Source organism: Serratia sp. J2 (assembly GCF_046269175.1).
GTDB lineage: Bacteria > Pseudomonadota > Gammaproteobacteria > Enterobacterales > Enterobacteriaceae > Chania > Chania fonticola_C.
The window spans coordinates 1-11,865 of record NZ_JBKABN010000016.1 but is presented as its reverse complement, the minus strand read 5'-3'; the positions used below and the strand labels follow the sequence as shown (position 1 = coordinate 11,865).

Below are 11,865 nucleotides of genomic sequence, written 5' to 3'. Positions count from 1 at the left end.
GGTAAAACGCTACTCTTCGCTATCCACCAGGCTGGAACCTTCATCGATCACCGAAGATTCACCGCCACCGAAGTGGTAAATCTCACTGCCGTTTTGTACGGCACTGAAGATCGCCATGGCCAGTTCATTTTCGCACTTCATGTCTTTGCACAGCGCATACTGAGTATCAGGAAGATGCGGTAAACCTTCCGTCGCCCCCAGGACTCGCAGATCTGGGCTCATCATCTCGATTGGCCGTACGGTGATCCCCAAACCTGCCCGGCACGCCGCGCGCACCGCAGACAGCGTAGAGGCCACGTAGGCAATACGCCAAGGAATACCGGCAGCGTCAAGGTGCTTGATCGCCATCGCACGGAACGGGCTTGGCTCATCCATCACCACCAGAGGGATCGGTTCCCCCGCCTGGTAATGGTAATCCGCCGAGCAGTACCACAGCGTTGGAGACGTGCGCAGAACGATGTGCGGATGCCCTTCGGTATCCACGGTGGTGATGGCCAGATCCACTTCGCCGTTCTTCAGCATGTCAATCATGAACGGACTACGCTTCACCCGCACATCAATCGCCAGCTTGGGATAGACCGACGTCACGCGGTTTAGCAAGAAGGGCAAAATGCTATCGGCGGTGTCATCAGAAGCACCGATAGTCAGGACACCCTTGATATTGTTGTACATCAAGGAGGCACAGGCTTCGTCGTTGAAGCGCAGGATTTTCCTGGCGTAGCCGAGAAGCTGGATACCGTGTTCGGTTAACAACTTATTGCGCCCATGACGGGCGAACAACTCTTTGCCAACCAATTGCTCTAACCGCTGCATTTGTTGACTGACTGCGGACTGAGTACGACAAACGGCAACGGCAGCCGCCGCAAACGTATTCAAATCAGCAACAGCAACAAAGGTTCTTAGCAGATCGAGGTCGAGATTAAGTATCGGACGATTTGCACTTGTCATAGTGTTTTCTTCACTTTTTAAATTCTAATTTACAAACTACCCTGGTGTATTTCTAAGACGCAGCTGAAAAGGGCATGCGCCACTTATGACAGTACCCCACTCATTAGAAGAGGGCAAAAAAATTACTTATATTTCGTTATCTGCATCGCTTTTTATCCATGATCTATCGCAACGGCTTATTGATAGTGGTGAAAGTTACGACGAAAAGTGCTTACCCTTATAAGCATTGATAATCCTATGCGGGCAAAATCCCCCCTTTCCTCCCGGTTACCTCGATCTCTGGCCGCCAGAGACCATGACAGCATTGTTGTTTTCTGTACAAAATATTAACAACCCCCTCGTATATCCAACGACTCATCGATTAGGGAATTTAATAAATTCAAGCAGTAAGTCTTTTGATTATTAAAAGACACTGACCATTACTTAAATAAAATTTAAGTTAATTACTGAAGTGGGTCTAATGTAATTCTACTTCAACTCAGTGTGGTATTGTCAGTACCGACAAGAAACCAGATTAATCCCATATTACTATTTTTATGCGGCTTTGGTGTTTTTCTGGCGCTTGGCGCACGTCTTTCAGCGGTTAACTGATAAAAACCCCTTACGTGATGCGCTCATCATCCGACATATAAATCTTAAAATAAATACAAATTCAGACTTAATCACTAAAAAATCGATCAATTCAGACGGTTATTATCTTAAAAAGCGATTTTTGCCGATCGTTTTCACCAAAGCAGTGCATAACCCTTCAAAAGCCCGGCCTCCAGGAGTACATTGGACGGATTGCGGTGTTCCACGGTAGGAACGACCCTATCTTAGCAAAAGGCTCAACTTTCTATGTCCCCCATTGAGAAATCCAGCAAACTGGACAACGTCTGTTATGACATTCGTGGCCCGGTGCTCAAAGAAGCGAAACGTCTTGAAGAAGAAGGCAATAAAGTCCTCAAGCTGAACATTGGCAACCCTGCCCCATTCGGCTTTGATGCCCCCGATGAAATTCTGGTCGACGTGATCCGCAATCTGCCAACGGCACAAGGCTACTGCGATTCCAAAGGGCTGTACTCGGCGCGCAAGGCGATCATGCAGCACTACCAGGCACGTAACATGCGTGACGTGACCGTTGAGGATATCTACATTGGCAATGGCGTTTCTGAGCTGATCGTGCAGTCCATGCAAGCGCTACTGAATATCGGTGATGAAATGCTGGTGCCTGCGCCAGACTATCCGCTGTGGACCGCCGCCGTGTCGCTTTCCAGCGGCAAGGCCGTGCACTATATGTGCGACGAGGAAGCAGGCTGGTTCCCGGATCTGGATGATATTCGCAGCAAAATCACCCCACGCACCCGTGGCATCGTGATCATCAATCCTAACAACCCAACCGGCGCGGTCTACAGCAAAGAACTGCTGGAACAGATCGTCGAGATCGCCCGCCAGCATGACCTGATCATCTTTGCCGACGAAATCTACGACAAGATCCTCTACGACGAGGCAGAGCATCACTCCATCGCCGCACTGGCCCCAGATCTGCTGACCGTCACCTTTAACGGCCTGTCCAAAACCTACCGCGTTGCCGGTTTCCGTCAGGGCTGGATGGTGCTCAACGGGCCGAAGAAGCATGCCAAAGGCTATATTGAAGGGCTGGAGATGCTGGCTTCCATGCGTCTTTGTGCCAACGTACCAATGCAGCATGCGATTCAGACGGCACTGGGGGGTTACCAGAGCATCAGCGAATTTATTCAGCCTGGTGGCCGCCTGTATGAACAACGTGACCGCACCTGGGAACTGCTGAACGATATCCCTGGCGTTTCCTGCGTGAAACCTCAGGGTGCGCTCTATATGTTCCCACGCATCGACGCCAAGCGCTTTAACATCCGCGACGACCAGAAGCTGGTGCTGGATCTGCTGTTGCAAGAGAAGGTGTTACTGGTACAGGGCAGCGCGTTCAACTGGCCTTACCCAGACCACGTCCGTATCGTTACTCTGCCCCGCGTGGATGAATTGGAAATGGCGGTGGGCAAACTGGGCCGCTTCCTGGAAACCTATCACCAGTAATTTTTGCCGGGCGCTGCGTGCGGCGCCCGTTTCTCTGATTGGCACTGACGCAGTATACTGCTCTCCTACAGACCCAAAGAGAGAACATCATGAGCCAGAGCCACTTCTTTGCCCACCTGTCCCGTTTGAAACTAATTAGCCGCTGGCCGCTGATGCGCAATGTGCGTACCGAAAACGTTTCCGAACACAGCTTGCAGGTCGCCTTTGTCGCCCATGCGCTGGCCGCGATCAAAAACCGCAAGTTTAACGGCAACCTGAATGCCGAACGCGTGGCGTTGTTGGCGATGTATCACGATGCCAGCGAAGTGCTGACCGGCGATATGCCTACTCCCATCAAGTATTACAATCCGCAGATTGCCCACGAATACAAAAAAATCGAGAAGATTGCCCAGCAAAAGCTGTTGGAGATGCTGCCGGAAGAGTTACAGAACGATTTCCGCTCTATCCTGGACGAACACCATCACAGCGAGGACGAAAAGCTGATCGTGAAGCAGGCCGATGCGCTATGCGCGTATCTGAAGTGTCTGGAGGAGCTGTCGGCGGGGAATAATGAATTCAAGCTGGCTAAGGCACGCCTGGAGAAGACGTTGCAGCTGCGTCATAGCCCTGAAATGGATTATTTTATGCAGGTATTCATCCCAAGCTTCAGCCTTTCGCTGGATGAAATCAGCAGCGACTCCCCCCTGTAAGAATAGAGCCAGGTGCTTATGCACCTGGCAATCTGAGACACCTTAGCCGCAGGTCGTACTTCCGGCATTTCCACTGTGAATTCCTGCTCCACCACCGAGCGTAAATCGATACGCTGGAAGGTTTGCGTGACCAGGAAACGGTAAATTTTATCCTGTGGGCCTTGTGAGAGAGCCACTCATGTATCTCGCACAACCGGACAGCAACAACAGAGAAGCTAAAGTAAGGGTTATAAATCCATGTTTCATTTTCATGGCAACTCCAGAAGGATCGCTAAACTAAGCTAGGGCGACACGGGTCGCCGTAAAGCCTCAACGAGCTGCTGCATGAGCCGATAAAATGCCAAAACGCTTTATGGTTTCGGTGGTTAGCTACTTCATCGTATTCTCAAAAAAAGATAAAGCGCCTTTTCTTAATCCTGATATAAAACGCAAACCGTGTGCTTAAAACGCATACAACCAAGGCACCAGGATCACACTGACAATCATCACCAGCACGGTGAACGGCACCCCAATTTTCAGAAAATCGCCAAACTTGTAGTTCCCCGGCCCCAACACCAGCGTATTGACCGGCGATGACACCGGCGTCATAAAGGCGGCGGAGGCGGCAATCGCGATAATCATGGCAAACGGATAAGGCGAAACGCCCATTTCGCGGGCAGCGGCGATAGCGATAGGGGCCATCAACACCGCCGTGGCGGTGTTAGAGATAAACAGCCCAATGGTGGCGCACAGGACAAACAGACAGGCCAGCATGACGTGTGGCCCGGCGTCACCGGCAACGTCCATCAACCCACGGACGATCAGGTCTACCCCGCCCGTTTTCTGCAACGCTTGGGCAAAGGGCATCATACCGACGATCAAAATGATGCTCGGCCAATGGATCGCTTTATAGGCACTTTCCATATCGATGCAGCGAAAGCGCCCCATCAACAGGCAAGCGATCAGCGCGGCGATCGGATTCGGGATCTCGTCGGTCAGCATCATAGCCACCATCAGCGCCAGGCAGAACAACGCGTGAGGAGCCTGGGTGATAGCCGGTGCCACTTCGTCCACTTCGGCTGGCAGGTTCAAGACGATAAAATCATGGGTTTTGGCCTGTAACTGGCGGATTGCTTTCCAATCGCCGATCACCAACAGAATGTCCCCCAGGCCCAGCGGTTCATCCACCAGCTTGCCTTGCAGGGTTTCGCCATTGCGGCGGATGCCGACTACGTTGAGATCGTAACGGCTACGGAAAGTGGCATCGCGCACGCTTTTCCCCAGCAGGGCCGACTCAGGGATTAGCGAAACTTCGGCCATCCCCACGTTGCGTGACTGTTCGGAGAAATATTCCCCCCGCAGCACCATGGGCTCAAGTTGTTGCTCACTACAGAACTGACGCAGATCGATATCGCAATCCGTCATGTCGATCAGCAGTACGTCCCCTTCGCGCAGTTCCGTGCTGCCAAAGGCGCTGATCATCACCCGGCGAAAACGCTTCCAGCGCTCGATGCCGATAACGTTGGCGCTGTAACGCGCGCGCAAATGCAATTCATCCAGCGAGCGGCCAATCAGTGGCGAACCGCTACGCACCGCCAAACGACGCGCCCGGCCGGTGAGCTTATAGTCGCGGATTAAATCGCGGAAAGTCCGGCGCTCCCAGGCCGACTTGGTCTTGGTGCCGCCGCTGTCGCCGAGCCAGCGGCGCGCAACCAGCATGTATCCCACGCCCAACAGCAACACCACCAGGCCAATTGGCGTAACGCCAAAGAACCCGAAACCATTGATGCCTTCACGCACCAGTTCGCTGTTGACCACCATATTCGGCGGCGTGGCAACCAGCGTCATCATGCCGCTGATCAAACCGGCGAAGCTCAACGGCATCATCAGCCGCCCTGGGGAGATTTTCATGCGTACCGCGACGCTGAGCACCACGGGAATAAAGATGGCTACCACCCCGGTTGAGCTCATAAAGGCCCCCAGTCCGGCAACGGTAAACATCAGCAGCATCATCATCTTGGTTTCACTGCTGCCCGCCACTCTCACCAGCCAGTCGCCAACCTGATAGGCCACCCCGGTGCGCACCAGCCCTTCGCCAATGACGAACAGAGCGGCAATCAAAATGACGTTAGGATCGCTGAAGCCAGCCGTTGCCTCTTGCAAGCTCAAGGTTCCACTGAGCACAAACGCGATGATCACCAACAGTGCCACCACATCCATGCGCAGCTTGTTGGTGGTAAACAGCACTATGGCTATTAACAGTAAACTCAAGACCCAAAGTAATTCGCTGTTCAAAACGGCCTCATTCTGCAGTGATCCCGGCATAAGAAATTAGCATAAAAAAACCCCGACGATGCGGGGTCTAATCAAATTGAGGTAAGAATGTGCAGATTAAGCAATAAGTTCGATGACAGCACCCTGCTCGGACTTGGCGATCTTGAGCTGTTCCAAGGAGGAAAGGATCAGATCCACCTGGTCCAGTTTCGGCGTGTCTACCGGTGCATTTACCGCAATCACCTGACAACCTGCAGCCAAACCAGAAAGGATCCCGGCAGGAGCATCTTCCACCACCACACAATCCTGCGGTGCCAACCCAAGACCTTGAGCCCCTAACAGGTAGGCGTCTGGATGCGGTTTACCCTGTTTAACACGCTCACTGGTGATAAACACCTCAGGAAGCGGCACCCCACCGGCAAGGCGGCGTGCGTTAGCCACTGGCACGGAACCCGAGGTGACGATTGCCCAAGGTATCCCCAACGCATTGATCCGCTCCAGCAAGGCCAATGCACCAGGCAGAGCGTTGACGCCGCCGGTATCCTCTGCTTCCACCTGCTCAAGCAATGTGAACTCATGCTGTAGTTCAGCCTCGGTGGCATTCGGCATAAAGTGACGCAGCGAGGTGATCGCCTGTTTTCCGTGGATAAAGTCCAGCACCTGTTGCGGGCTGATGCCATGGCGTTCTGCCCATTGCGTCCAGGCTCGCTCTACCGCCGGTAATGAATCTACTAACGTTCCATCAAGATCGAACAGAAAACCCTTACACTCCACGGGAAACCCCTCTACGTTTAATCAGGCATTGATGATTTGCGCAATCTCGACGGCGCTCAAATGATACTGGCGTGGGCAGGATAGCCAGATACTCAGCATGCGCTGGTATTTTTCCCACATTTTGGTTTGGGCGTTAAAGCCGTGGCTACCAGAATCGAAATGAGTATACCGCCCTTCCGTGTTCACCAGGAAACGCACATAGCTCAGGTAACGCGCTTCGGTTGCTGCATCAAAACCAAGGAATGCCAGGCGACGCGCGTCCAGCCCCTGGCGATCCTTGAGGTTCTCCCAGGAAACCTGGAGCGCATGGTGCATTTCCATGATGTTGATGATGGTGCGGCACACTTCTTCGCTCATCTCACCAAAATCACGATCCAGCTCGCGCATTTGCAAACCAAAACCGCGCTCGATGATCGTCTGCAAGCGGCGGTAGCGCTCTGCATTGTCCGGATCGAGCATGGTCATCATCTTGTATTGATTCGACAAAATCAGCCGTTGGGCGTGAGTCATTTCCATTTCATTGTCCTCAGTTCTGCAAATTAACCAGAGCATCGCATGACTTCAGTATGGCGTGGAATCACAACTAAACCTTTCTTTGATTTGAACCGGGATATTGGTCAAATGTGGGGCGTGGCCAGACATGATCAGGGCACGAATTTGCGGCATAAAGCAAGCAAGGCCGGTGAGTCCCCGGCCCAGTAGCGCTTAAAGATCGTCGAGGAAGGTTTTGTCCAACTGCTTGAAGGCACGCTTCAGCACGTCCGCCAGCGCCTGGTAGGTTGGCGTCCCTTCAACGGGGGCAATCGCCTGCCCGGCTTCCGCCAGCTTGTTACGGACCTCATGGAACCATTGCAGCAAGGTTGGCGGCAACGGCGTCACGGAACGTCGGCCCAACCACCACAGCCCCTGCATCGGCAGGCTACAGGCGAACAGCGCGGTGGCAATCGCCGGGCCAAGCTGACCACCGAGCGCAATCTGCCAGGTCAGGGTAAAAATCGCCAACGGGGGCATAAAGCGAACGGCAAAGCGGGTAGCGCGCGCCACGCGGTTCTCAGGGAAAAGCGGTGCCAGCCGTTTGTCTGCTGGCCAGGTTTTCATGTAATGCTGCCCGCGCTGGAATATCTGAAACCAGCTTACGGAACCGGATGGTCTGCTCGTCATTGCGCACCTCAACTTCACGTATAAAAAATAAATTATTCTTGCAAACACACTAACAAAAAAGTTGAAGCTTTAAATTTATTTTGTGTTTGTGGCGGGCTATCGGTATCCTAAGCCGGCCATGTGCCGGTAGAAGATGACAGAAGATTTGTCAACTTTTAGCCCTATCTCCCTAATCCTGCCGTTGGCGGCCATGTGGGGCTAGGAAGCGGTAAAAATCAGGATCGCTTAAACCGCAGAGAAATCATCGGTTTTTTCATCATTGTGTCCTTTGTATCACTGACATGATGTTAATCATAAATGTCAACGGCATTATGCGCTACGCTTGTTGTCTGATTGACGTTTTATTCACCACGTGTTTTTGGGTCTTCCTTAATACCAACACGAACTATAAGTAGGTACTTCCATGTCGAGTAAGCTAGTACTGGTCCTTAACTGCGGCAGTTCTTCCCTGAAATTCGCCATCATCGATGCAGCCAACGGTGAAGAATACCTCTCTGGCCTAGCCGAGTGCTTCCATCTTCCTGAAGCCCGTATCAAATGGAAAATGGATGGCGGTAAACAAGAAGCGGCACTGGGTGCCGGCGCAGCGCACAGCGAAGCGCTGAACTTCATTGTTAATACTATTCTGGCACAAAAACCAGAGCTTTCCGCCCAGTTGACCGCTATCGGCCACCGCATCGTGCACGGCGGCGAGAAGTTCACGGCTTCTGCCGTCATCAACGACGAAGTCCTGCAGGGTATCAAAGATTCGGTACCTTTTGCACCACTGCATAACCCGGCTCACCTGATCGGTATTGCTGAAGCGTTGAAATCCTTCCCTAATCTGGCTGATAAAAACGTTGCCGTGTTTGACACCGCGTTCCATCAGACCATGCCGGAAGAGTCCTACCTGTATGCCCTGCCGTACAGCCTGTACCGCGACCATGGCGTTCGTCGCTACGGCGCACACGGCACCAGCCACTTCTACGTGACGCAAGAAGCCGCGAAGGCGCTGAACAAGCCGGTTGACGAAGTTAACATCATCACCTGCCATCTGGGCAACGGCGGTTCCGTAACCGCAGTACGCAACGGTAAGTGTGTTGATACCTCCATGGGTCTGACCCCGCTGGAAGGCCTGGTAATGGGTACCCGCAGTGGTGACATCGATCCAGCCATCATCTTCCACCTGCACGACGCCATGGGCATGAGCGTTGACCAGATCAACAAGATGCTGACCAAAGAGTCTGGCCTGCTGGGCCTGACCGAAGTCACCAGCGACTGCCGTTACGTTGAAGACAACTATGACACCAAGGCCGATGCCAAGCGCGCCATGGACGTCTTCTGCCACCGTCTGGCCAAGTACATCGGTGCCTATAGCGCCCTGATGGAAGGCCGTCTGGATGCCGTGATCTTCACCGGTGGTATCGGTGAGAACGCTGCGATGGTACGTGAGCTGACCCTGGACAAACTGGGCCTGCTGGGCTTTGAAATCGATCATGAACGCAACCTGGCTGCCCGCTTCGGCAAATCAGGCAACATCACCAAAGACGGCAGCCGTCCGGCACTGGTGATCCCGACCAACGAAGAATTGGTCATCGCGCAAGACGCTTCCCGTCTGACCGCTTAATGCTCTCCACACCGTCAGCCCAGGCTGGCGGTGTTGTTTTGAGCCTGTCATCTTTGTCTGCGCCCCCGTTGCAGGCAGAAAACCGTGAAGAGGACTATTCTGTGTCACGTACAATTATGTTGATCCCCACAGGCACCAGCGTCGGTCTGACCAGCGTCAGCCTGGGTGTCATCCGCTCCATGGAGCAAAAAGGCGTTCGCCTGAGCGTGTTCAAACCTATTGCCCAACCGCGTACCGGCGGCGATTCCCTCGACCAGACCACCACCATCATCCGCAGCAACTCGACCATTCCGGCGGCCGAACCCCTGCGTATGAGCTACGTTGAGGGCCTGTTGAGCTCCAACCAGCAGGACGTGCTGATGGAAGAGATCGTGGCTCGTTACCACGAAAACACCAAAGACGCAGAAGTGGTGCTGATCGAAGGCCTGGTGCCTACCCGTAAGCATCAGTTCGCCAACTCGCTGAACTACGAGATCGCCAAAACGCTGAACGCAGAGATCGTCTTTGTGCTGGCACTGGGCAACGATTCTCCAGCCCAGTTGACCGAGCGCATCGAACTGGCTCGCTCCAGCTTCGGCGGCAGCAAGAACAAAAACATTACCGGCGTGATCATCAACAAGCTGAACGCTCCGGTGGACGATCAGGGCCGTACTCGCCCAGACCTGTCCGAAATCTTTGACGATTCCACCAAGGCCAGCGTAGCCAACGTCGATCCTGCACAGCTGTTCGCCAACAGCCCGCTGCCGGTGTTGGGTTGCGTACCGTGGAGCTTCGAACTGATCGCTACCCGTGCCATTGATATGGCCCGCCACCTGAAGGCGCGAGTGATCAACGAAGGCGACATCATGACCCGCCGGGTAAAATCTGTGACCTTCTGTGCGCGCAGCATTCCGCACATGCTGGAACACTTCCGCCCAGGTTCCCTGTTAGTCACTTCTGCCGACCGTCCGGACGTGCTGGTTTCAGCCTGCCTGGCCGCGATGAACGGCGTGGAAATTGGTGCCATCCTGTTGACCGGCGGCTACGAGATCGATGCCTCCATCAACAAGCTGTGTGAGCGCGCCTTTGAAACCGGCCTGCCGGTGTTCATGGTTGACACCAACACCTGGCAGACCTCGCTGAGCCTGCAAAGCTTCAACCTCGAAGTGCCTTCAGACGACCATCAGCGTATTGAGAAAGTACAGAACTACGTGGCCAGTCACATCAACGCCGAATGGATCGAGTCCCTGACCGCCACTTCTGAGCGTTCACGTCGTCTGTCCCCACCGGCGTTCCGTTATGAGCTGACCGAGCTGGCACGCAAAGCGGGTAAACGCATCGTGCTGCCGGAAGGCGACGAGCCACGCACCGTGAAAGCGGCGGCCATCTGTGCCGAACGTGGTATCGCGGAATGTGTGCTGCTGGGTAATCCGGAAGAGATCAAACGCGTTGCCGCCGCGCAGGGCGTTGAGCTGGGTAAAGGCATCGAGATCGTCGATCCGGTCGCCGTGCGTGAACTCTATGTGCCGCGTCTGGTTGAGCTGCGCAAGAGCAAGGGCATGACCGAAGTGGTTGCGCGTGAGCAGTTGGAAGACAACGTGGTTCTCGGCACCCTGATGCTGGAGAAAGGCGAAGTTGACGGCCTGGTTTCCGGTGCCGTTCACACCACCGCCAATACCATCCGCCCACCGTTGCAGTTGATCAAAACCGCACCGGGCAGTTCCCTGGTTTCCTCCGTGTTCTTCATGCTGCTGCCTGACCAGGTTCTGGTCTACGGTGACTGCGCGATCAACCCGGATCCAACCGCTGAACAGCTGTCTGAAATCGCCATTCAGTCTGCCGATTCCGCAGCCGCATTCGGTATCGAACCACGCGTAGCGATGATCTCTTACTCTACCGGTAATTCCGGTGCAGGTAGCGACGTTGAGAAAGTGCGTGAAGCGACCCGTCTGGCACAGGAAAAACGCCCGGATCTGATCATCGATGGCCCACTGCAATATGACGCAGCGATCATGGCCGACGTGGCCAAATCTAAAGCGCCTAATTCGCCAGTAGCCGGTCAGGCGACCGTGTTCATCTTCCCGGATCTGAACACCGGTAACACCACTTATAAAGCGGTGCAGCGTTCTGCTGACCTGGTATCTATCGGGCCAATGCTGCAAGGCATGCGCAAGCCGGTGAACGACCTGTCCCGTGGTGCTCTGGTTGACGACATCGTCTATACCGTAGCCCTGACGGCGATCCAGTCGGCTCAGGCTGATGCACAGGCAGCTAAAGCCTGATGAGACAAAGGTGCCACTACGGCACCTTTAGACTCTGGTAATACCGATAACGGCCTGGTGATCATCACCGGGCCGTTTTATTTTTGGCGTCAACAAAGAGTAAGCAATGCACCTCCTGATG

The 11,865-nt window shown here is 54.0% G+C and carries 9 protein-coding genes; 4 read left to right on the top strand and 5 right to left on the bottom strand.

Annotation, left to right across the window (positions count from 1 at the left end; genetic code table 11):
* Positions 1-9 precede the first annotated feature (9 nt).
* A complete protein-coding gene (gene lrhA / locus ACKWMY_RS16790) occupies positions 10-948 on the bottom strand; it encodes a transcriptional regulator LrhA (RefSeq protein ID WP_024529590.1) in 939 nt (312 codons plus the stop codon).
* Positions 949-1,785: 837 nt separating this feature from the next.
* Between lrhA and ACKWMY_RS16785 the strand changes: the two genes are divergently transcribed.
* Together ACKWMY_RS16785 and yfbR are read left to right on the top strand one after the other, a co-directional pair.
* Positions 1,786-3,000 (top strand): pyridoxal phosphate-dependent aminotransferase, encoded by a 1,215-nt coding sequence (locus ACKWMY_RS16785; RefSeq protein ID WP_074028088.1) that lies wholly within the window; start codon positions 1,786-1,788, stop codon positions 2,998-3,000.
* A gap of 89 nt (positions 3,001-3,089) precedes the next feature.
* A complete protein-coding gene (gene yfbR, locus ACKWMY_RS16780; RefSeq protein ID WP_025122801.1) occupies positions 3,090-3,689 on the top strand; it encodes a 5'-deoxynucleotidase in 600 nt (199 codons plus the stop codon).
* Between the two features lie 441 nt (positions 3,690-4,130).
* Here yfbR and ACKWMY_RS16775 read toward each other — a convergent pair whose 3' ends face one another.
* From ACKWMY_RS16775 to yfbV, 4 genes are all read right to left on the bottom strand, one after another.
* Entirely contained in the window at positions 4,131-5,963 is a 1,833-nt protein-coding gene (locus ACKWMY_RS16775; protein ID WP_161712405.1) for an SLC13 family permease, read from the bottom strand.
* A gap of 96 nt (positions 5,964-6,059) precedes the next feature.
* Entirely contained in the window at positions 6,060-6,716 is a 657-nt protein-coding gene (locus tag ACKWMY_RS16770; protein WP_098930389.1) for a sugar phosphatase, read from the bottom strand.
* Between the two features lie 21 nt (positions 6,717-6,737).
* Positions 6,738-7,232 (bottom strand): YfbU family protein, encoded by a 495-nt coding sequence (locus ACKWMY_RS16765; protein ID WP_021178532.1) that lies wholly within the window; start codon positions 7,230-7,232, stop codon positions 6,738-6,740.
* Between the two features lie 189 nt (positions 7,233-7,421).
* Positions 7,422-7,877 carry a terminus macrodomain insulation protein YfbV gene (yfbV, locus tag ACKWMY_RS16760; protein ID WP_024485138.1) on the bottom strand — a complete coding sequence of 152 codons (456 nt, stop codon included), beginning with the start codon at positions 7,875-7,877 and terminating at the stop codon, positions 7,422-7,424.
* A 403-nt stretch (positions 7,878-8,280) separates the two neighbouring features.
* On the opposite strand from yfbV, the gene ackA reads away from it, so the two are divergent.
* Together ackA and pta are read left to right on the top strand one after the other, a co-directional pair.
* A complete protein-coding gene (ackA, locus tag ACKWMY_RS16755; RefSeq protein ID WP_065683095.1) occupies positions 8,281-9,483 on the top strand; it encodes an acetate kinase in 1,203 nt (400 codons plus the stop codon).
* 101 nt (positions 9,484-9,584) lie between these two features.
* Positions 9,585-11,744, top strand: coding sequence for a phosphate acetyltransferase (gene pta / locus ACKWMY_RS16750; RefSeq protein ID WP_024529584.1), 2,160 nt, complete (start codon positions 9,585-9,587; stop codon positions 11,742-11,744).
* Positions 11,745-11,865: the final 121 nt, after the last annotated feature.